Annotated in this window: 20 protein-coding genes; 7 read left to right on the top strand and 13 right to left on the bottom strand. The window is 54.8% G+C overall.

Annotation, left to right across the window (positions count from 1 at the left end):
• The first annotated feature begins 116 nt into the window (after positions 1-116).
• From zapG to degS, 3 genes are all read left to right on the top strand, one after another.
• Positions 117-515, top strand: a complete 399-nt coding sequence (gene zapG, locus ACQ3G7_RS21400) for a Z-ring associated protein ZapG (protein WP_430891982.1) — start codon at positions 117-119, stop codon at positions 513-515.
• A gap of 169 nt (positions 516-684) precedes the next feature.
• A complete protein-coding gene (gene degQ, locus ACQ3G7_RS21395) occupies positions 685-2,058 on the top strand; it encodes a serine endoprotease DegQ (protein ID WP_430891980.1) in 1,374 nt (457 codons plus the stop codon).
• A 92-nt stretch (positions 2,059-2,150) separates the two neighbouring features.
• A complete protein-coding gene (degS, locus tag ACQ3G7_RS21390) occupies positions 2,151-3,218 on the top strand; it encodes an outer membrane-stress sensor serine endopeptidase DegS (RefSeq protein WP_430891978.1) in 1,068 nt (355 codons plus the stop codon).
• A gap of 68 nt (positions 3,219-3,286) precedes the next feature.
• Here the strand turns inward: degS and mdh are convergent, their stop codons facing one another.
• A complete protein-coding gene (gene mdh / locus ACQ3G7_RS21385) occupies positions 3,287-4,225 on the bottom strand; it encodes a malate dehydrogenase (RefSeq protein WP_430891976.1) in 939 nt (312 codons plus the stop codon).
• A gap of 408 nt (positions 4,226-4,633) precedes the next feature.
• Between mdh and argR the strand changes: the two genes are divergently transcribed.
• From argR to yhcN (ACQ3G7_RS21370), 3 genes are all read left to right on the top strand, one after another.
• Complete coding sequence (gene argR, locus ACQ3G7_RS21380; protein WP_061492976.1) at positions 4,634-5,104, top strand: transcriptional regulator ArgR; 471 nt, start codon at positions 4,634-4,636, stop codon at positions 5,102-5,104.
• A 378-nt stretch (positions 5,105-5,482) separates the two neighbouring features.
• Positions 5,483-5,746: a peroxide/acid stress response protein YhcN gene (yhcN, locus tag ACQ3G7_RS21375; protein ID WP_430891974.1), complete on the top strand. Its 264-nt coding sequence runs from the start codon at positions 5,483-5,485 to the stop codon at positions 5,744-5,746.
• A 101-nt stretch (positions 5,747-5,847) separates the two neighbouring features.
• The gene (gene yhcN, locus ACQ3G7_RS21370; RefSeq protein ID WP_430891972.1) at positions 5,848-6,111 is read left to right on the top strand and encodes a peroxide/acid stress response protein YhcN; all 264 of its coding nucleotides are present in this window, start codon (positions 5,848-5,850) and stop codon (positions 6,109-6,111) included.
• A 57-nt stretch (positions 6,112-6,168) separates the two neighbouring features.
• Here the strand turns inward: yhcN (ACQ3G7_RS21370) and ACQ3G7_RS21365 are convergent, their stop codons facing one another.
• From ACQ3G7_RS21365 to aaeX, 5 genes are all read right to left on the bottom strand, one after another.
• On the bottom strand, positions 6,169-6,438 hold the full coding sequence (locus tag ACQ3G7_RS21365) for a barstar family protein (protein WP_263099123.1): 270 nt from the start codon (positions 6,436-6,438) through the stop codon (positions 6,169-6,171).
• Positions 6,439-6,484: 46 nt separating this feature from the next.
• A complete protein-coding gene (locus ACQ3G7_RS21360; protein ID WP_430891970.1) occupies positions 6,485-7,939 on the bottom strand; it encodes an NAD-dependent succinate-semialdehyde dehydrogenase in 1,455 nt (484 codons plus the stop codon).
• A 91-nt stretch (positions 7,940-8,030) separates the two neighbouring features.
• Complete coding sequence (gene aaeB / locus ACQ3G7_RS21355; protein ID WP_430891968.1) at positions 8,031-9,998, bottom strand: p-hydroxybenzoic acid efflux pump subunit AaeB; 1,968 nt, start codon at positions 9,996-9,998, stop codon at positions 8,031-8,033.
• Between the two features lie 5 nt (positions 9,999-10,003).
• A complete protein-coding gene (aaeA, locus tag ACQ3G7_RS21350) occupies positions 10,004-10,936 on the bottom strand; it encodes a p-hydroxybenzoic acid efflux pump subunit AaeA (RefSeq protein WP_263099120.1) in 933 nt (310 codons plus the stop codon).
• 7 nt (positions 10,937-10,943) lie between these two features.
• Positions 10,944-11,147, bottom strand: coding sequence for a p-hydroxybenzoic acid efflux pump operon protein AaeX (gene aaeX / locus ACQ3G7_RS21345; protein ID WP_061492969.1), 204 nt, complete (start codon positions 11,145-11,147; stop codon positions 10,944-10,946).
• Between the two features lie 214 nt (positions 11,148-11,361).
• Here aaeX and aaeR point away from each other — a divergent pair, with 214 nt between their 5' ends.
• A complete protein-coding gene (gene aaeR / locus ACQ3G7_RS21340; RefSeq protein ID WP_430891965.1) occupies positions 11,362-12,285 on the top strand; it encodes an HTH-type transcriptional activator AaeR in 924 nt (307 codons plus the stop codon).
• A gap of 36 nt (positions 12,286-12,321) precedes the next feature.
• Here the strand turns inward: aaeR and tldD are convergent, their stop codons facing one another.
• The 7 genes from tldD to mreB all read right to left on the bottom strand — a co-directional run bounded on the left by tldD (position 12,322) and on the right by mreB (position 22,375).
• The gene (tldD, locus tag ACQ3G7_RS21335) at positions 12,322-13,767 is read right to left on the bottom strand and encodes a metalloprotease TldD (protein ID WP_430892122.1); all 1,446 of its coding nucleotides are present in this window, start codon (positions 13,765-13,767) and stop codon (positions 12,322-12,324) included.
• 84 nt (positions 13,768-13,851) lie between these two features.
• Complete coding sequence (gene yhdP, locus ACQ3G7_RS21330) at positions 13,852-17,661, bottom strand: AsmA2 domain-containing protein YhdP (protein ID WP_430891963.1); 3,810 nt, start codon at positions 17,659-17,661, stop codon at positions 13,852-13,854.
• Positions 17,662-17,719: 58 nt separating this feature from the next.
• Positions 17,720-19,189, bottom strand: a complete 1,470-nt coding sequence (gene rng, locus ACQ3G7_RS21325; protein ID WP_061492965.1) for a ribonuclease G — start codon at positions 19,187-19,189, stop codon at positions 17,720-17,722.
• Complete coding sequence (locus tag ACQ3G7_RS21320) at positions 19,179-19,772, bottom strand: Maf family protein (protein ID WP_263099117.1); 594 nt, start codon at positions 19,770-19,772, stop codon at positions 19,179-19,181. The genes rng and ACQ3G7_RS21320 overlap by 11 nt, the downstream gene beginning before the upstream one ends.
• Before the next feature lie 8 nt (positions 19,773-19,780).
• A complete protein-coding gene (gene mreD, locus ACQ3G7_RS21315) occupies positions 19,781-20,269 on the bottom strand; it encodes a rod shape-determining protein MreD (protein WP_061492963.1) in 489 nt (162 codons plus the stop codon).
• Complete coding sequence (gene mreC, locus ACQ3G7_RS21310) at positions 20,269-21,267, bottom strand: rod shape-determining protein MreC (RefSeq protein ID WP_430891960.1); 999 nt, start codon at positions 21,265-21,267, stop codon at positions 20,269-20,271. The genes mreD and mreC overlap by 1 nt, the downstream gene beginning before the upstream one ends.
• A gap of 64 nt (positions 21,268-21,331) precedes the next feature.
• Entirely contained in the window at positions 21,332-22,375 is a 1,044-nt protein-coding gene (gene mreB, locus ACQ3G7_RS21305; RefSeq protein ID WP_006818047.1) for a rod shape-determining protein MreB, read from the bottom strand.
• Positions 22,376-22,434 lie beyond the last annotated feature (59 nt).

Raw genomic sequence — 22,434 nt, 5'->3', positions numbered from 1 at the left:
CGATGCTGCGGCAGGATTCCACTTCTGCACTATTAGCGGTTATAGTGGCACTATCAGGCGCAGGCAGGAGCTTGCCGCCGGGACCCTACGGAATCACAAAACAACGGGAGAAGTTCATGACCTGGGAATATGCGCTAATTGGGTTGGTTGTCGGCATTATTATCGGTGCCGTGGGCATGCGTTTCGGAAACCGCAAATTGCGCCAACAACAGGCCTTGCAGTACGAACTGGAAAAAAACAAAGCCGAACTGGAAGAGTACCGCGAAGAGCTGGTGAGCCACTTTGCCCGCAGCGCAGAGCTTCTGGATAACATGGCGCACGACTACCGCCAGCTTTACCAGCACATGGCTAAAAGCTCCTCCAGCCTGCTGCCGGAAATGTCCGCGGAAGAAAACCCGTTCCGTAACCGTCTGGCTGAATCGGAAGCCAGCAACGATCAGGCGCCGGTACAGATCCCGCGCGACTATTCAGAAGGTGCATCCGGCCTGTTGCGCAGCAGCGCAAACCGCAAATAGTCGATCCTTTTCCTTATTTTTACGGGCGCGTATCGCGCGCCCGTCCCTTCTTCTGCATCGCAGCTATTATTTAGTCGTTCACCTCATTGTTACGCGGTTGAAATTTCAATAACATCAAATTGTTTTGGGGCGTCATTCCTTTCACTTCAGGTAACGAGAGCCAGCATCAATGAAGAAACCAACCCAGCTGTTGAGTGCGTTTGCGTTAAGTGTCGGGTTAACTCTCTCGGCACCATTCCAGGCGATGGCGGCGATGCCGTCACAGGTGCCTGGCCAGGGTGCGCTGCCAAGTCTCGCGCCGGTTCTGGAAAAGGTTCTGCCCGCCGTGGTGAGCGTGCAGGTTGAAGGCACAGCCGTACAGGGTCGGAAAATCCCTGAGGAACTGAAGAAGTATTTCGGCGAAGAGATGCCGGATCAGCAGCAGCAAGCGCAACCCTTTGAAGGTCTGGGTTCCGGCGTCATTATCGATGCCGCCAAAGGCTATGTGTTGACCAATAACCACGTCATCAATCAGGCGCAAAAAATCAATGTGCAACTGAACGATGGGCGCGAGTTCGAAGCCAAACTGATTGGCAGCGACGATCAGAGCGACATCGCTCTGCTGCAGTTGCAAAACGCGTCTAACCTGACGCAAATCGCCATCGCCGATTCGGATACGCTACGCGTAGGCGATTTCGTTGTCGCCGTCGGCAACCCGTTCGGCCTGGGTCAGACAGCGACATCCGGGATTGTCTCGGCGCTCGGACGAAGCGGTCTGAATCTGGAAGGGCTGGAAAACTTTATTCAAACCGACGCCTCCATCAACCGCGGTAACTCCGGCGGCGCGCTGCTGAATCTTAACGGCGAGCTTATCGGCATCAATACAGCGATCCTCGCGCCGGGCGGTGGTAGCGTTGGTATTGGCTTTGCCATCCCCAGCAATATGGCGCAGACGCTCTCTAAGCAGTTGATTCAGTTTGGTGAGATCAAACGCGGCTTGCTGGGTATTAAAGGCACGGAAATGAGCGCAGACATCGCCAAAGCCTTTAATCTCAATGTTCAGCGCGGCGCGTTTGTCAGCGAAGTGTTACCGAATTCCGGCTCTGCGAAAGCGGGGATCAAATCCGGCGATGTAATTGTCAGTCTGAACGGGAAGCCTTTAACCAGCTTTGCTGAACTGCGTTCACGCATTGCCACCACAGAACCCGGTTCGAAAGTGAAACTCGGCATTCTGCGCGATGGCAAACCGCTGGATGTAGAAGTGACGCTGGATAAAAGCACCTCCTCTTCCGCCAGCGCGGAGCTGATTTCGCCGTCCTTGCAGGGTGCGGAATTAAGCGACGGCCAGCTTAAAGACGGCACCAAGGGCATTACCATTGGCGAGGTGGAGAAAGGCAGCGCCGCTGCGCAGGCTGGTCTGCACAAAGATGATGTGATCATTGGCGTGAACCGTGACCGCGTGCAATCCATCGCGGAAATGCGCAAAGTGCTGGAAACAAAACCCTCGGTAATGGCGTTGCATATCATCCGCGGAAACGACAGCATCTATTTATTGCTGCGTTAAGCGTTTCCTCTTCCCGGGCATCACCGCTGCATGTGATGTCCGGGTAACTCATGATATGCTGCTGCCGTTCCCTTTTTAATGACTATCCCATCATGTATGTGAAGCTTTTACGCTCGGTTGCAATCGGTGTTGTCGTGGGTGGCCTGATCATCGCCGCCATGCCTTCGTTACGCCAGCATAACCCTCTGATGTCGCGTCAATTCGACAGCACGGATGAAACACCTGCCAGTTATAACCAGGCGGTTCGTCGCGCGGCGCCTGCGGTGGTGAACGTCTATAACCGCAGCCTGAATAGCTCCACCCATGACCGCCTCGAAATCCGCACTCTGGGTTCTGGTGTGATCATGGACCAACGCGGCTATATCATTACCAACAAACACGTGATTAACGACGCAGACCAGATCATCGTCGCGTTGCAGGATGGTCGGGTGTTTGAAGCGCTGCTGGTCGGTTCGGATTCACTGACCGATTTGGCAGTACTGAAGGTGAATGCCACCGGCGGACTGCCAGTGATCCCCATCAATGCCAAACGCACGCCGCATATCGGTGATGTGGTTTTGGCCATCGGCAACCCGTATAACCTCGGGCAAACCATTACCCAGGGGATTATCAGCGCCACCGGGCGTATCGGCCTGAACCCTACCGGGCGGCAAAACTTCCTGCAAACCGATGCTTCCATCAACCACGGGAATTCCGGCGGTGCATTGGTTAACTCGCTGGGCGAACTGATGGGTATCAACACCCTTTCCTTCGATAAAAGCAATGATGGTGAGACGCCCGAAGGTATTGGTTTTGCGATCCCCTTCCAGCTGGCTACCAAGATTATGGATAAGTTGATCCGCGATGGCCGGGTAATCAGGGGCTATATCGGTATTGGCGGGCGGGAAATCGCGCCATTGCATTCGCAGGGTGGCGGCATCGATCCGATTCAGGGGATCGTCGTTAACGAAGTCTCAACCGATGGGCCAGCCGCACGCGCAGGCATCCAGGTGAATGATGTTATTACGTCCGTGAACGGTAAACCTGCGGTTTCAGCTCTCGAAACCATGGATCAGGTAGCGGAAATTCGCCCGGGCTCGGAAATCCCGGTGGAAGTGATGCGTGATGATAAGAAATTGACCTTCAAGGTCACCATTCAGGAATACCCATCGACCAACTGATGACAACAAAAAACCGGAGCGACAGGCTCCGGTTTTTTTCGCTTCCCGCCATCGCGGGGCAACAGCATTTAGCGGTTAACGAAGTCTACGCCAAGCTGGATGTCTTTATGTAGCGTCTCCAGCATGCCTTCCAGCGACTGCTGCTCAAATGCGCTGAGCTTACCGATAGCATGACGCTCTTCGACACCGTTTTTCCCCAGACGCAGCGGTTGTGCGAAGAAACGCGCGTACTCGCCGTCACCTTCAACATAAGCACACTCCACCACGCCTTGTTCACCCTGTAGCGCGCGCACCAGCGACAGACCAAAACGCGCAGCGGCCTGGCCCATAGAAAGCGTTGCAGAGCCGCCACCGGCTTTCGCTTCAACCACTTCAGTACCCGCATTCTGGATACGTTTGGTCAGATCAGCGACTTCCTGCTCGGTAAAACTTACACCCGGAACCTGTGACAGCAACGGCAGGATCGTGACGCCAGAGTGGCCACCGATCACCGGCACTTCAATACTGCCTGGCAGTTTGTTTTTCAGCTCGGCGACAAAGGTGTTAGAACGGATGATATCCAGCGTGGTCACGCCAAACAGTTTGTTCTTATCATAGACACCGGCTTTTTTCAGCACTTCCGCAGCAATAGCTACCGTGGTGTTCACCGGGTTGGTGATAATGCCAATGCAGGCTTTTGGCGCGGTTTTCGCCACCTGCGCCACCAGATTTTTGACGATACCGGCATTCACGTTGAACAGGTCGGAGCGATCCATACCCGGTTTACGCGCGACGCCAGCCGAAATCAGTACGACATCGGCTCCGACCAGCGCAGGCGTAGCATCTTCGCCGGCAAAGCCTTTAATATTCACATCGGTAGGAATATGGCTAAGATCCACAGCGACCCCTGGCGTTACAGGGGCAATATCATAGAGTGAGAGTTCTGAACCAGAAGGCAGTTGTGTTTTCAGTAGTAGGGCTAGCGCCTGACCGATACCGCCGGCCGCGCCGAGGACTGCGACTTTCATCCTAAACTCCTTATTATGGTTAGCTAAATATTTTGTTACTCCGTTGCGGCGACCTTAATTCACCCTGATAATTATGACAATGACCCTGCAAAAATTCTGCGGACTGGCACACTGTTAGATCTTATAGTAGGTGGATACGACCGACAGATCGGCAAACTAAGCAACTAACACAGAGAGTTTATAATATAGCTCTGTTATTCACCAAAATTACATCAACTTTATAACATTTACTTTACTTTCAAATGTTATTTGCGACGCAGGACACAAGCCTCTGTCCTTCATGGCAGTTTTTGATAAACTCCGCGCCTTCCACGGTTTTTTTCAGAATTTACCTCAGTAGATTATTTGCATAAAAATTCATCCATATGCATAATAATGTTGTTTTCATGACCATAATACGGGTGACTTATGCGAAGCTCGGCAAAACAAGAAGAATTAGTTAAAGCGTTCAAAGCGCTGCTTAAAGAAGAGAAATTCAGTTCTCAGGGAGAGATTGTCCAGGCTTTGCAGGATGAGGGCTTCGACAATATTAACCAGTCCAAAGTATCCCGCATGCTGACCAAATTCGGCGCGGTGCGCACGCGCAACGCAAAAATGGAAATGGTTTACTGCCTGCCGGTAGAACTTGGCGTCCCGACCACGTCCAGTCCGCTGAAAAATCTCGTGCTGGATATCGACTATAACGACGCGGTGGTCGTTATCCATACCAGCCCTGGCGCTGCGCAGCTTATTGCACGTCTGTTGGACTCTCTGGGTAAAGCAGAAGGGATCCTCGGTACCATCGCTGGTGACGACACCATCTTCACTACGCCTTCCAGCAACTTTACCGTTAAACAACTGTACGAAGCGATCCTGCAAGTCTTCGAACAGGAGCTCTAATCGCGCTTCCCCGCGGTTTTTACCGCGGGGGAATATTCGGCTTTTCTTTCCTTCACCCCGACATTTCACCACATCCACTTTAACAGTTAGTGCGATTTATCGTTTCGCTTGACCACTCCAGCGCATACCACCGCACAAAAAATCAAATCCAGATATCCATATGATTTTATTAACTATCGTTAAGTAATTTATGACGAAGCGGTGATTTTTTATGCTTTAAGGTAATAAAAAAGCACGTCAATTATTCCCATAATTGAGTGTTATAATTAGCCTGGTATTAATTCTTTGCGTGATTAGTGTATACTTGATTTTGTGATGAGGGTCACGAAATAAGACCCCCGAAGAAATTAAAGCAAAGAATACGACGAGGTAAGCATCATGAATATCAAATCAACTGTAGCAACACTGGGCCTGCTGTCTGCACTGTCATTCGGCGCATTCGCCGCTGATTCCATCAATGCGGATCAGGCACAATCCCGCCAATCTCTGGGCACCGTTTCTGTTGGCGCGATCGCATCTTCTCCGATGGATATGCGTGCTGAGCTGAACAAAAAAGCGGAAGCACAAGGCGCATCGGCTTACCGCATCATCGAAGCCCGCACCGGTGACCAGTGGCATGCTACTGCAGAACTGTACAAATAAGTTTTACCGATAAACCCTATGTAATGTCGCTCAACAGCACCAGGTATAAAAAAAGTGGTTCAATCCTTCTCGCTGTTGAGACGCTCTTAAGGAGACTGACAATGAAACGTAATCTGATCATCGCATCCCTTGGCCTTGCTTCACTGATCTCTTTCGGCGCAAGCGCCGCCACCCTGGTCACTAACGATCAGGCCAGCAACCTGCAACCTATGGGCAGCGTCTCTGTATCACAGGTAGCCGGTGTGCCGATGGATATTCGCCAGGAATTGTCCGCAAAAGCGGACCAGGCTGGCGCCAGCAGCTATCGCATTATCGAAGCACGTACGGGCGACCATACCCACGTAACGGCTGAACTGTATAAATAAACCCTCGTCGTCTTGTCCGACGACTTGCCCCTGCCTGTCAGGGGCTTTTTTTTGCCTTCAGCGAACGTTAAAGCGCAATTGTCCTTCCAGTTCCTCTTCGGCTTCATCAAACAACAAGATCAACGCCCCAAAACGCCGACGTTGTTTTTCCGGTAAATGGGTAAACACAATCTCCACCGGTAACGGTAACTCCCCTTCCATCACCGCATCCCACAATGAATCCAAATCGTGAATTTTCTCGCGATCAATAGCGAACTGGTGGGTAAATTCGCGATAGAAAGCACGTTGATCATCAATGTTTTTAAAATCGAACGTATAGGTTTTCATGGTCTCCGCCCCCCCGCCAATGGGGCGGCATCCGCCGCCCGTAACGTTACAGTCCCCCGAGATGCAGGGTTTTCACTTCAAGGAATTCCTCCAGTCCCAGCACCGATCCTTCCCGGCCCAGGCCAGATTCCTTCACCCCGCCAAATGGCCCCAGTTCCGTTGATACAGCGCATTCGTTAATGCCGATCATCCCGCTCTCAAGCGCCTGCGAAACGCGGAACACCCGCTGCAGATTCTGCGTATAGAAGTAGGCCGCAAGGCCAAATGGCGTTGCGTTGGCGCGCGTCACGACCTCCTCTTCCGAGGTAAACCGGAAGCAGGCCGCTACCGGGCCAAATGTCTCTTCCTGCGCCAGTTTCATACCGTCGCTGCAATCGCCCAGAACCGTGGGCAGCCAGAAGTTACCCCCCAGGCTATGAGGTTTGCCGCCTGCCAACACTTTCGCCCCTTTGGCCACCGCATCGTCCAGGTGCTCGCGCACTTTCTCCACGGCGGCAGGTTCAATAAGCGGGCCAACGACAACCCCCTCATCCAGGCCATTTCCCACCTTCAGTGCGCTCACCGCAGCGCTCAGCTTCCGGGTAAACGGCTCATAGACCGATTCATGGATATAGAAGCGATTAACGCTGACGCAAACCTGACCGGCATTACGGAATTTATTCGCAATTGCGCCCTGTACCGCCGCGTCGATGTCCGCATCCTCAAACACGATATACGGTGCGTTCCCGCCGAGCTCCATCGACACTTTCTTCATCGTTTCAGCGGCGTTGCGCACCAGCGTTTTACCGACAGCGGTCGAGCCAGTGAACGAAATCTTGCGCACGTCATGGCTGGCCATAATCGCATCGCTGATTTCAGGCGTATTTCCGGCAACGGCATTCAGCACGCCATCCGGTACACCCGCTTTTTTTGCCAGCGTCAGTAAGGCAAACGCACTAAGCGGCGTGTTATTGGCGGGTTTGATAACCCCGGTGCATCCCGCCGCCAGCGCCGGTCCCAGTTTGCGCGTCAGCATCGCCATCGGGAAGTTCCACGGCGTAATAGCCGCCACCACACCGACGGGTTCACGGGTTGCAAGGATCCGCGAACCGGGCTTAATCGGGGGAATAATCTCTCCATTGGCGCGTTTGGCCTGCTCCGCAAACCACTGAATAAAGCTGGCGGCATACTCCACTTCGCCTTCGGCTTCTTTCAAAGGCTTGCCCTGTTCGGTGGTCATCAGCTGACCCAGCCAGCTTTTGTTTTCAATGATCAATTCATACCAGCGATAAAGAATGGTGGAGCGTTCTTTCGCGGTTTTCGCCCGCCATGCGGGGAAGGCCCGGGTCGCAGCAGCGATAGCCTCTTCCGTCTCTTTTTTGCCTGCTTTAGCAACTTTCGCGATGACGTCACCGGTGGCGGGGTTCAGAACGTCAAATGTGGTAGCCAGCGATTTCCAGACGCCATCAACCAGATAACCGGTCTGAAAAAGTGCGTTATCCTGCAGTGCCTGCGTGCTCATTTGTCCTCCTGATCGGTGATGTGTGAAATTGTGAAATCTCTTCCCAAGTATAGACATAAAAAAACCGACGCTTTTGGCGTCGGCTCTGCGTTTAACTGCGGGTAAGCGCATGCTGGTATTTCCGCAACATGCCCGTCAGCCGGTGCACCGGCTCGGTAACCTGCGGCGGGGCATCCCAGTGGTGCAATTTATGCTGGTAGATATCCAGCTCATCCAGTAACTGCGTAAAACTGAGCTGGCGCTTATTATCGTTACCGGCAGAAATGACCTGCGCGGCGGTACGGCGTAGCTGTCGGTGAAACGCCGAGAGATCATCATTAATCGGTACAGGCGCATCACGCAGGCGCTGGTGAGCAATAATCAGCGTTAATGCGAGGCGAAACTTCGCTATATCGCCGGGGAATTTGTTCAACAGCAGAAAAAGCTGCTGATACAGCGCAGGCAAGTGGTTCTCTTTACGGCGCGCAGTATTGGTGGTCATCGCCGATACCGCCGCCGACACAAACTGATTCAGCAACATGCGTCCGGTGCGTGCTTGTGAATTATCCCGCACCAGCAGCAACACCAGCATCGCCAGCACCACGCCCACCAGTTGCCCCAGCGCATTATCCAGAAACTGGCTGAATTTAAAGGTCATGGGATTATCCAGCACCAGGATATTAATGGTCCCCGCCAGCGTCGCCATTGAACCCAGACGCCGTTTCTGCACTTCAATGCCAATGAAGAACGCGAGCACCGCCATACTGATACAGAGCAGCAGCATGCTTTGCTGGGTGGAGGGCAGGATCACTAAGTAGTAGAACGACCCGATAGGCAACGCCCATAACATGCCGTAAATAAAGTCTTTTGCCACCATTTTCGGGTTAGGCAAACGCATCGCCAGTGAGGTGACAACGGCAATCATCACCATCGAACCGCTGCCCGATGTCCAGCCCGTCCACAACCAGAACAGCGTCCCGAGCATGCATGACAATGTCGTGCGCCAGAAGTTAACCATCGCATGATGGCGCTCCGCCGACTCCGGTTTCACCACCGTTTCGCCCTGCAACACCTCTTCTTCAATGGTGCTGATCTTCGCATTGCCAATCACGCCGCGTTTCAGCAACAGATAGCGGGTTGCCGCGCCGACCCAGCTATAAATGGTCACCGGCGTCTCCCGCTCACCGGTCCAGGCGATCACCCGACGCACTCTTTTCATCTGCTTGTGAACATCCTGCACGCTGTCAACGGGTTCATTAAACAGCTCGCGGAAGGTGTCGGTGATCAGCTCCGGGCGAGTATTTTGAATCAGGTAGGTTTCACACGCCTGTGTTATTAACGTCAACGACAGGGTATTAATCGCCTTCAGGCGTCGGTTGGCGCGCCCCCAGCGGGAAGACTCAATCTTCAGGTTGGTGCGCATGCCATCCAGCGCGGTCGTTCGCCGCACCAGGGCTGCCCAGGCTTTGTCGACCTCTTCACTATCGCCATGTTTGATGCACAACTGCATCAGTTGATAGTGCGCCACCAGCAGGCTATCCAGTTCGCGGTCAATTTCCTGCTTAATTGAGCGAGGGGAAAACAGCAGGTCGGCAACAATCGCGCAGAGAATGCCCACCACAATTTCGCTGCAACGTTCAACGGCAAATTGCGGCGCCAACAGCGGCTCGGTTTGAATGGTGACGACAATAATTAACGCGGTGTAGCCCGCCAGCCCCCACGCATAGGAGTTTTCGACGCGCACCAGCGAAGAGACCCAGGTGCAAAACCCGGCCCAGATACAGCACACCATCAGCATCAGCAGCGGCGTGCGGATCAGCATGATAATAATGGTTAAGCCGGCAATACAGCCAATAAAGGTGCCGATAATGCGCAACATCCCGCGATAACGGATCGCGCCGGAATAAGGTTCGCCGCCGGCGGCAAAGGCCGGACCCGCAGCAACGATAGCGGCGGTCAGCACCGCCCAGCGTGGCGTTTCAAGCTGAAAGTGGAAACCCACGAACAGCGCCAGCACCACGGCAAAGGCCAGTTTGAAGGCAAAACGCAGATGCTGGCTGGCAATTGAGAACAGCCCCATAGCGATTACCCCAGCTCACGCAGACGATGCGCCATTTTGCGGAAGAAAGAGTCCTGGCTTTCATCGCGATCGGATTGCCCCGTCACCACCACCGTGGCGGTCGTGCCCGACGGCCACAAATTCCCCTGTTGCTGATCGAGACGAATACGCACTGGCACACGCTGCGCCAGACGAACCCACTCCAGATTGGAGTCAATGGTCGCCATTCCTTTGCTGTCATTGCTGCTGCTGGCATTCGTCACCCCAGCGGCAATGCTGTCCACGGTTCCTTTCAACACCTGATTACTGCCCAGCGGGGTGACTTCCGCCCGGTAACCCGCGCGTACGCCTTCCAGCTTGGTCTCTTCCATATAAGCCAGAACATAGAACGTGTTCTGCTTCACCAATGCCACAGCGGTGGAGCCACGGGTGATAAACTCGCCAGCGTAAACGTTGAGGTTGGTGACCCAGCCGTCCGACGGGGCACGAATAATCGTACGTTCAAGATCCAGCTTTGCCAGATCGCGGGTCGCAACGGCTTTTGCTAACTGATGCAGTTCGGTTTGCAGTGTATTATTGGCCTGATCGATTTCTTCACGCGACATTGCCTGCACGCCCAACTGGTTACGACGCCCGGCTTCACGACGTTTTTCACTGACCAGCGCCTCGTAATAGGCGACATCCGCCTCGTCTTGCTCGAGGGCTTTTTGATAGCGTGGCTGATCGATAGTGAACAGGACTTGTCCCTGTTTCACCAGTTGGTTGTCATGCACATTGACTGACGTGACCAGCCCGGTGACATCCGGCGCGATGGCGACGACGTCAGCACTAAAACGCGCATCACGCGTCCAGGGCGATTCAGTGTAATAGACCCAGGCGCGGAAGATAGCGATGAATGCCAGGATAACCAGTACCATCGTGATAGCGGTACGGGAGATATTTCTTGTTAGTGTTTTCACATCTACCTCAAACAAACAGGCGCGACAGCAGATAAAACAGGCAGCAGTAGAGCGCGGTATTAAATAACGCCGGGTGCCAGACAAAGTCGTAGATCCCGGTCGGGACCAGCACACGACGCACCAGCCAGAAGATCGCCAGTGACAAAATTAATTCGAAAAAAATCGGTGGGAACGATAAACCGAACACCACGATTACGGGAAACAGACTCATGTTGACCTTGATTAGAGAGCACGCAGGTGACAATTTTTCTCACGTCACCGCAGGAGTAAGGGCAAGGAAAGCCAGGCGAGAGTGACGCGTTTTTTCTTACCCTGACCGGGCTTAGCCGCCCCAGGGTGATTATTCAGCTAACAGTATATTAACGTAACTGTTATGCTGTTATCTATATAATGTGATCTAAATCACTTTTAAGCCAGAGTGAATAATGGAACGACTAAAGCGGATGTCGGTATTCGCCAAAGTGGTGGAGCTGGGCTCTTTTACCGCCGCTGCCCGACAGTTACAAATGAGCGTTTCGTCCATCAGCCAGACGGTGGCAAAGCTGGAAGATGAGTTGCAGGTTAAGCTGCTAAACCGCAGTACACGCAGCCTGGGGCTGACCGAAGCCGGAAAAATTTACTACCAGGGCTGTCGGCGGATGCTGCATGAAGTACAGGATGTACACGAGCAGCTTTATGCGTTTAACAACACGCCTATCGGCACGCTGCGCATTGGCAGTTCTTCAACCATGGCGCAAAATGTGCTGGCAAAAATGACAGCGGATATGCTGAAAGAGCATCCGGGGTTGTCGGTTAACCTGGTGACCGGGATCCCGGCGCCGGATCTGATCGCCGACGGGCTGGATGTGGTGATCCGCGTTGGAGCATTGCAGGATTCCAGTCTCTTCTCCCGCCGCCTTGGCGCGATGCCGATGGTGGTCTGCGCCGCCAAAAACTACCTTGCCCAATACGGCATTCCTGAAAAACCCGCCGATCTGGCGAGCCACTCCTGGCTGGAGTACAGCGTGCGTCCGGATAATGAGTTTGAGCTGGTCGCGCCGGAGGGGATCTCTACGCGGTTGATCCCGCAGGGGCGCTTTGTCACCAACGATCCGATGACGCTGACGCGCTGGCTTACCGCCGGCGCCGGGATCGCGTTTGTGCCGTTAATGTGGGTGATCGATGAGATCAACAATGGCGCGCTGGAGATCCTGCTGCCACGCTATCAATCGGATCCCCGCCCGGTTTACGCGCTGTATACGGAAAAGGATAAGCTGCCGCTCAAGGTGCAGGTGTGCATTAACTATCTGACGGATTATTTTATCGGCGTGGCAAAGGTTTACCAGGGTATGCAAGGACGCAGGGTGTAATGCTCCCCTCCCGCAAAAGGAGAGGAGCTGGGGGGATTATGCGGTACCGCCGACGGTGAGTTTGTCCACTTTCAGTGTCGGCTGACCCACGCCGACCGGTAAACTCTGACCTTCTTTGCCACAGACGCCAACGCCGTTATCCAGCTTCAGGTCGTTACCCACCATGGAGATCTGCTGCATTGCTTCAATGCCGGAGCCAATCAGCGTCGCGCCTTTAACCGCTTTGGTGACTTTGCCTTTTTCGATCAGGTAGGCTTCAGAGGTAGAGAACACGAACTTGCCGGAGGTGATATCCACCTGTCCGCCGCCAAAGTTCGGTGCATAGATACCGTAATCCACCGACTCAATAATTTCCTGCGGCGTGGATTTACCTGCCAGCATATAGGTGTTGGTCATGCGCGGCATCGGCAGATGCGCATAAGACTCACGACGCCCGTTGCCGGTAGGGTTAACCCCCATCAGACGCGCGTTCATTTTGTCCTGCATATACCCTTTCAGCACGCCGTTTTCGATCAGCACGTTGTACTGACCCGGCGTACCTTCATCGTCAATAGCAACCGAGCCACGGCGGTCGACAATGGTGCCGTCATCCACCACGGTACAGAGTTCAGAGGCGACCCGTTGCCCCATCTGGCCACTGAACACCGATGTGCCACGACGGTTAAAATCGCCTTCCAGCCCATGACCGACCGCTTCGTGCAGCAGCACGCCCGGCCAGCCAGCGCCCAATACCACCGGCAAAGTGCCCGCAGGCGCAGCAACAGCAGAAAGATTGACCAACGCCATACGAACGGCTTCTTTGGCCCAGGCATCTGCACGTACGTCACCATCGACTTCTTGCAGGAACCAGTCATAACCAAAACGACCGCCGCCGCCGCTGGAACCACGCTCGCGCTTACCATCATCTTCAACCTGGACGCTAACCGAGAGACGCACCAGCGGACGCACATCCGCCGCCAGCGTACCGTCGGTTGCCGCCACCAGAATCAGCTCATAAACACCGGTCAGGCTGGCGGAAACTTCCTGCACGCGCTTGTCCGCGGCCCGTGCGACGTTATCCACGCGGCGCAGAATATCCAGCTTCTCTTCGCGACTCATACTTTGCAGCGGATCGATGCTGGTATAGAGGCTCTGATGCTCAATCGCCCCCAGGGTTTTTACCTTCCCGTCGCCCTCTTCACGCACAATGGTGCGCGCGGCTTGTGCGCTCTGCTCCAGCGCCAGCAGGCTGATTTGGTCAGCATAGGCGAAACCGGTTTTCTCTCCACTCACGGCCCGCACGCCTACGCCCTGGTCGATGTTATAAGAACCATCTTTGATGATGCTGTCTTCCAGAACCCAGGATTCGTGATAGCTCGACTGAAAATAGAGATCGCCGTAGTCAAGACGACGCGCGGTCAGTTGGCCAAGAATGGTAAACAGGTCCTGATGGCTCAGGCCATTCGCTGCCAGCAGTTGTTCACTCACCAGATTAAGACTCATCATTATTTTCTCGTCGTTGCCGCCACTTCGGGCAGTAAAAAATGCGATATAAGGAGCTTGAGGCAATTCGCTGATGCCGTCAAATCATTGCTTTTTATCCGTCCGCGCCTGGCGCAGGACTTCGTTGATCTGCGGCTGATCCACCGGACCGGTAATGCGATAACGCAGAATCGAGACCTTATTCCACAACGGTCCCAGAACTTTGCTGGCGGCAAACACCGCAGCGCCAACAATCGGGTTAACCGCAAATGCCGCCGCCACGCCAACGGTAGCGGAAATTTCCGGCGCGACGACCGCTTCAACATCCAGTTCCCGCCGGACCAGGTCCACCGAACCTTTCATGGCGATATCCGCTTCCAGGCCGTCCACCAGCGTATCGTCGCTGTGCAGCACACCATCTTTGATCCACGCGGTGCTGCGAATCGAGTCGAACCAGAAACCCTCACTGCTGAATGTGTCGCTAAAATCCAGACGCAGCTTACGCAATAACGAATCAACGCTGAACAGACGCAATAGCTGCCCGGCATGCCCGGTGCTGATATCGGTAATTTGCCCCTTGCCCAGCCGCGTACGCAAAATACCGTTGAGTGACTCCTCCTGCGGCTCCCAGGGCGGGTTACGCCAGTGCAGGTCATAGTTGATATCGAAAGAGGAACCCCGCACAGGCGTTGGCACGCCGAAGAAGCCCATTGCCGAATCAAGTTTATCGCCGCGCAGCGCGCCCTTGATGGAGGTACGCTCTGCGCCGGCTTTGTTCACCCATTCGCCTTCAGCCGTCAGGCGTGCAAGACCGCTGTCGACCAGGCCGCCGACCAGCGTCATCGTATCGCCTTTAATCGCGAAATCCCCGTCAATACGGCCATATTTTTGCCCCCACAGCCAGCACTCTGCGCAACGCAACTGCAAATCGGGCCAACCGGTGAAATCCACCCGGGTTTTGCCGCGTAGCAGCGTGGAAGGCGACGAAATATCATCATCGTTGGGCGCGGTGCTTGACGGATTGTAGTAGAGATAACGAATCGCAGCCTGCCACGGCGCATTGTCGCGCAGCGTCAGTGTCCCACTGATCTCCCGCCCCTGCGCTTCAATCAGCGAGCCGGAAGCCTGCGGTTGCGACACAATACTCAGGTTATTCCACTGCTGACCGCCCAGCGTCAGCGCTGGCGTGCGCAGGGTGATACTTTGTGGGAACGTGGTGGCGTTACTGACATTGTTCGCCACCCCCTGGCGTAACAGGCCCAGCCACTGCGCGCCGTTCATCGGCGGAAGATTCAATTCCAGCCCGCTCTGTTCCGGCAACGGAGGCACAGTCCGGCTGTCTGAGGTCCAGATCCCGCGATCGAGCCCCAGCTTATTACTCAGCAACCAACGGCTATTAAAATGATTAGTGCTGCCCGCGTTTCCGGTGAGATCAAAACTGTGCAGATTCCCTTCCACCTTCAGCTTGACCGGTAGCGCTTTGCCCGCCTGTTTGTCCAGCGGCGGCGGTAAAGTACTGGCGAGATTATTCAGATCGCCATCGATGTTAACTTTATAGGTCGCGCCAGCGTGATACGGTAACTCAATGCCGACATCCCCTTTCCACGCCACACTGCCGCGCAGTGCATCATTGAGCTGTGAGGGTAAAACGCCGGTGCGCGCGGGTTGCCAGTTACCGTCCAGATTCACCGCGACCTGATAGGCTTTGTCGCCTTCAGTGGTTGAGAAATTCACGTTCAGCGGCTGGTTAAACCAGGTGGCCTGTAGCGGCTCGCTCTGCAGATTGCCGTTCACAAAGCTGAACTTACCGCTGAGATCTTTCAGGGTGCTATTAAGCGGTTTGATAAACAGGCTGTTATTACGCAGCATGACATCGCCTTTGGCGGTCGTCTTCTCGCCGTCCAGCGGGATATCAAGATGTAAGCGAGCATTCACATTGCCATCAACTTGCAGCTCTTCCAGCGCATTGCCAAGAGAATCATGCAGCGGCGTCTCTTTAAAATAGGGGCCTACCGCCTTGCCAGGCCCGTTGATGTCGGCATCGATGAGCAGTTTTTCTTTTACGTAGTCCGGGATATTCGCGGTCAGATTACTGGCCGTCACTCCGCCGAGCGCGACGTTATCGCTCTTCATCCACAGGCCATCGTTAATAAAATCGAGCTGAATATCGAGATTTTTCAGCGCCGGCCAGTCAGGCTGGAAAGCAAACGTTGCGTTACGCAGCGGCACCAGTACTTCAAACTGGCCTTCATTGTGTTTGTACGGGAACAGACGCGGGTTGCCGCCATAGACCAGCGTGGCATCTTGCGCCTGACCGCCCTGAATGGCCGCACTGAGATAATCCACCAGCGCTTTGCCCATCAGATTTTCCGGGAAATAACGCCATGCCTGACCGCCATCCGTGACGTTGATCCCCGCCAGAATACCGAGCCAGGGTTCATCATCCTGCGGCTGAAGATAACGGAAACCGCCATGAGCATGAATGGCATTGGCCTGCACATCAATGTTGCGCCCATCGAGCTGAAAACCGTGTTCGTTCTGCTGCCAGTTCAGCGTGGCCTCGCCCTTTTCAATCTCCAGCGGCGCACGGAACACGGTCTCATACGGCATCTTCGCTTGCGCCATATTCACGGTCAGCCGCCCGTCACCCACGCTTCCTTCAAGTGTTCCGCCCACGTGCTCCACGCCAGGCAGTAGCTGCCACTGTTTCCAGGCGATATCTTTCCAGCGCGCCTGGAAACGCATTTTATCGGGAGCCTGCAGCGGAATATCCAGTGCTAACTGTTCCAGCAGCCCGCTGGGCTGCATCGTGCCCCAGATGCTGTAAAGCTGTGGCGAGATTTTCTCGGCAATCGGCAACAACCCTTCCAGCCTGCTGAGCTCAAGATTGCTGGCGCGCACACGCAACTCATCGCTCTGAACGCGGCTTGCCCCGCCAGCTTCCTGCGCCGGAACCCAGGCAAAACTCAGCGAACCTTGCGGCCAGGCACGATCATCAATGGCAATACGCGTAGCAGGCACATCAAACTGCCACCCCTGCTGCTGGCGCGACACGTGTGCCGTAAGGTTATCCACCGTCATCCGGTGTAACCTGTTATCCCCTTGCCAACTGGCGCCGCCCCGCTTTAACCAGACATCGCCGCTTTCGACCACGCCTTTATTCAGCGCCATCCAGCCTTCCAGGCTGAAGCGCGCGCTATCGAGCGCAACGTTGTCCCGCATCCATTCGCCAAGCCAGGGTTTGACATCAATATCATCCGCCTGCAACCAGACACGCCCATTGTTCAGTAACCCGTTGTCATCACGCAGGTCCATTCGCACCTGCATAATGCCGTGTTGGCCGGTCAGGCTGGAAAGACTGACTTGCCCTTCTGCACGGTGCCGATCGTTACTGTTGAGCCAGGTTAATTGCGGGATCGCCAGTTCGGCACGTTGGCCGGAAAGGGTCAGGAAGCTGATGCGGCTGTCGCGCAGATCAAAGTGATCGAACTGACGCAGGAACAGATCGCTCATGCGATCCGTCTCAAGGGCGTCGCCCGTATCGTTGCGTTGTAGCGGCGTGTTGGTATGTGCGACCAGTTGCCAGAAGGTGAGATTGCGGAACTGCCAGCGCAGGTGTAACAGGCTCTGCCAGATATCCAGCGCCAGCGTTACGCGTTTAATGGAGAGATCGCTGCCGTCTTTCATCGAGGCGTGGATATCACGCACTTCCAGCTCAGGGCCGAAATTCTCCCAGCGCGCCTGAATCTGCTCGGCCTGAACCGCGATGCCCGTGCGGGCTTCGATCTGCGCCAGAATCTGCGGACGCCAGTTATCCAGATGGGGAAGAACAAGGCGTAACCCGCTCACCAGCAGCGCCACGATGACAATCAGCGTCGCTCCTGTAAGCAGCAATATCCCCGGCAGTCGCCTCACGCCTCTCTCCTTGTCAACCCAACAACCAGACCCGCTCGTGTTGCAGCGCGCTGCGCAATCACATCATTACTACGTCGAACTGTTCCTGATTATAGAGCGGCTCGATTTGTACTTTGACCTGTTTACCGACGAAGATTTCCACCTCCGCCAGCGCGTGTGACTCTTCGCCTTTCAGCGTCTCCGCCACCGCCGGAGAAGCATAAACCAGGAAACGATCGGAATCGTAAGCATGGTGCACACGCACAATCTCGCGCATGATTTCATAGCACACGGTTTCCACCGTTTTTACGGTGCCGCGGCCATGACAGGTCGGGCATTCATTGCACAGAACATGTTCCACGCTTTCACGTGTACGCTTGCGGGTCATTTCCACCAGCCCAAGTTGGGAGAAACCATTGATGCTGGTTTTCACCCGATCCTTGCTCAATGCTTGCTCCAGCGAGTGCAGCACGCGACGGCGATGATCCTCATTATTCATGTCGATGAAATCGATAATAATAATGCCGCCAAGGTTGCGTAAACGCAGCTGGCGGGCTATCGCCTGAGTGGCTTCAATGTTGGTGTTGAAGATAGTGTCGTCGAGGTTACGGTGGCCGACAAACGCGCCGGTATTGATATCCACCGTGGTCATCGCCTCGGTCTGATCAATGATCAAATAGCCGCCCGATTTCAGCTCAACTTTACGCTCCAGCGCGCGCTGAATTTCGTTTTCCACATCAAAGAGATCGAAAATCGGCTGCCGCCCGCTGTAGTGCTCAAGCTTGCTGGTCATCTCCGGGATGTACTCTGCGGTAAACTCCAGCAGCGCTTCAAACGTCAGCCGGGAGTCAACGCGAATACGGTCGAGATGAGCATCGGCGAAATCGCGCAGCACACGCTGCGCCAGCGCCAGTTCGCCATACAGTTTGCAGCGCGACTGCTGGCGCTTTTTGCGCTCCATCACCTTGGTCCAGACGCGCTTCAGGTAGGCGGCATCAGAGGCGAGATCCTCTTCGCACACACCTTCCGCCGCCGTGCGAATGATAAAACCGCCCTGCTCATCGCAATAGGCAGCCACGACCTGTTTGAGGCGTTCACGCTCGGCTTCACTTTCAATACGTTGGGAAACCCCCACGTGTGCAGCGCCCGGCATAAACACCAGATAACGTGAAGGCAGGGTGATGTCCGTGGTCAGGCGCGCGCCTTTCGTGCCAAGGGGATCTTTCACCACCTGCACCATCAGATCCTGTCCCTGACGGACCAGTTCGGAAATATCGCGGACGGTGAAGTTCTTCTGCTCTTCCCCGGCAACGCATTCGGTGTGCGGCATAATGTCGGAGGCGTGAAGGAACGCCGCCTTTTCCAGACCAATATCTACAAAAGCCGCCTGCATACCCGGCAGAACCCGGCTAACCCGACCTTTGTAGATATTGCCTACTATCCCGCGCCGTGCTTCACGCTCGATGTGAATTTCCTGAAGGATACCGCCGTCAATATACGCGACGCGTGTTTCCGATGGTGTTACGTTGACCAGTAATTCAGCCGTCATGATTATCTCTTCCCTCGCGCAGTGCGTTAAAATTGCTCAGCAATTCCCAGGTTTCCACCAGCGGTAACCCCACAACGGCATGATAGCTACCGTTAATCTTCCTGACAAAACAGCCGCCGGCGCCCTGAATACCATAAGCGCCCGCCTTATCCAGTGGCTCGCCGCTGGCAACATAAGCAGCGATATCCGCGTCTGACAACACTCTGAAGGTCACTTCCGTTTCCACCAGGCAATCGAGCAGATACTGGCTGTCCGCCAGCGCGACTGCGGTCATCACCTGATGTGTTTGCCCGGAAAGCTGACGCAACATACTGGCAGCATGCGAGGAGTCTTTCGGTTTTTCAAGCACTTCACCATTAAATATCACGATGGTGTCAGCACCCAGCACCGGCAGATCCTGCGTTGCCATCGCCACGCCCGCCTGCGCTTTCTCTCGCGCCAGCCGCGTTACGTATTGCCGGGCGGATTCCTGCGCCTGACGCTGTTCTTCAATGCCCGGAATAATGCGCCTGAACGTTACGCCCAACTGAGTGAGCAGTTCCTGACGACGAGGGGAGCCGGAAGCAAGCCAGATATCTGTCATAAAAACCTTTATTGCACCGCGAACTGCTGGCGAATTTTACGCATTAACAGGAACAGCCATGGCCAGAGCACGCCATTGACAAGGCTGCTCCAGAAAATATCAGGCTTGAACGAAACGTTAATCACTAAAAATTCCGCCCAGAAGACAATCACTTCGGTAGCCAGCGACAACAACATCACCACCAGCGCCTGTTGCCAGAGCGCCAGATTACGGAATAACTGAAATTTCAGTGCGACCAGATAGGCGACAATGCTTAACGACAACGCACGTACGCCAAGTGTGGATCCGCTAATCAGATCCAGTATGGCACCCATGGCGAAACCCGTACCGACATTTACGCGGTGCGGCAACGCCAGGATCCAGTAAAGCAGAATAAGCAACACCCAGTTTGGCCGGTAGACAATGATGTCATCCGGCCAGGGCATAATTTGAAGCAACAGAGCAATGAAAAACGAGAGCCAGATAACCCAGCGCCCCTGGCTACGGTAACTTGCCACTATTGCCCTCCCGTCGAGGCTGGCGGAGGCGGTTGCGTTATGCCAGTCGCCGGAGCGGGCATTGGAGCGGGCGGCCCCATCACATCCGGAGAAGGCAGCACCTGCGGCATCATTTGCAGCAGACGTTCATTCGCAACGCGATGGACATCTTCCGGCGTTCTTGGGTTAGAACCGTTACGATCCGCGCCCCATAACAGCAGCAGATAACGCAGACGTTGCAGACCCGCCGTCGGGCGCGCCTGAATCACCGTGTAAGCACGCTGTGTATCCAGTTTTACCGAGGAAACGACCGCCACCGGATAACCTTCCGGGAAACGTCCACCAAGGCCAGAGGTCACCAGCACGTCGCCGACACGGATATCGGTGTTCGCGGGCAGGTGTTCCAGCTGGAGATCATCGGTGCAACCGTTACCGGCAGCAATCACGCGGATATCATTACGCAGCACCTGGATGGGCAACGCGTGGGTCGCATCGCAAATCAGCAGCACCCGGCTGGTGAGCTTCGCGACCGCGACAACCTGCCCCACCACACCTTTATCGCTGATCACCGGCTGACCTTCATAAACGCCGTTGACGCTGCCTTTATCGATAACCACCTGATCGCTGTAAGGATCATTCACCGTGGAGATCACCTGGGTCACCATTTTTTGCTCATCCTGACGCAGCGGCGAACCCAGCAGTTCACGCAGGCGCGCGTTCTCCTGCTTATACTGCCCTAACATCAGCAACTCGCTGTTTTTCAGCAGCAGTTCCTGACGCAATGCCCGGTTTTCAAGCTCAAGCTGATCGCGCGACGCCAGCGTTTGTGAAACGCTGTCCAATAATTCGCGAGGACCGTTAGAAATAAAATAGAAAGGACTGACGGCAGTATCCATGTACGTTCTGATTTGGCTGAACGTACCGAGGCGGCTGTCGGCAATAATGACTCCGAGCGCCACCAGGACCGCCAGAAAAAGACGAATCTGCAGTGACGGGCCACGGCTAAAAATTGGCTTCATAGGCTTTGCGTATTCTCAGGCCAGCCAGATTCGGAGCGACGTATCGCCCCAAATCTGACACGGACTATTCTTCGCTGAACAGGTCGCCGCCGTGCATGTCGATCATTTCCAGCGCCTTGCCGCCGCCACGCGCTACGCAAGTCAGTGGATCTTCTGCAACTACAACTGGAATACCTGTCTCTTCCATCAACAGGCGATCGAGGTTACGCAGCAGCGCGCCGCCGCCGGTCAATACCATACCGCGTTCGGAGATATCGGACGCCAGTTCCGGCGGGCACTGTTCCAGTGCGACCATCACAGCGCTTACGATGCCGGTCAGCGGTTCCTGCAACGCTTCCAGAATTTCGTTGGAGTTCAGCGTGAAGCCACGCGGTACGCCTTCAGCCAGGTTACGGCCACGCACTTCGATTTCACGCACTTCATCGCCCGGGTACGCAGAGCCGATTTCATGTTTGATGCGCTCTGCGGTCGCTTCACCGATCAGAGAACCGTAGTTACGGCGCACATAATTAATAATCGCTTCATCGAAACGGTCACCGCCGATACGCACGGAAGAGGAGTACACAACACCGTTCAGGGAGATAACCGCCACTTCGGTGGTACCACCACCGATATCCACAACCATTGAACCGGTCGCTTCAGAAACCGGTAAGCCTGCGCCAATCGCGGCAGCCATCGGTTCTTCAATCAGAAACACTTCACGGGCGCCAGCACCCTGTGCGGATTCACGAATTGCACGGCGTTCAACCTGGGTCGCACCAACCGGAACACAAACCAGTACACGCGGGCTCGGACGCATAAAGCTGTTGCTGTGCACTTGTTTAATAAAGTGCTGCAGCATTTTTTCGGTCACGAAGAAATCAGCGATAACGCCGTCTTTCATCGGGCGGATAGCAGCGATATTGCCCGGTGTACGACCAAGCATCTGTTTCGCTTCATGACCTACAGCGGCTACACTTTTCGGTGAACCGGCACGATCCTGGCGAATGGCCACCACGGAAGGCTCATTCAATACGATGCCTTGTCCTTTTACATAAATCAGGGTATTCGCGGTACCCAGGTCAATGGACAGGTCATTGGAAAACATGCCACGAAATTTTTTCAACATACTGAGGGATAATCCTGAAAGCTGGGGCGGAAACAAAATCCGCTTACTTTACCAACCAC

The organism is Kosakonia sp. N21 (assembly GCF_050587465.1).
Lineage (GTDB): Bacteria > Pseudomonadota > Gammaproteobacteria > Enterobacterales > Enterobacteriaceae.
The sequence above is the reverse complement of the archived record's forward strand: the minus strand, read 5'-3'. Positions and strand labels throughout refer to the sequence as shown.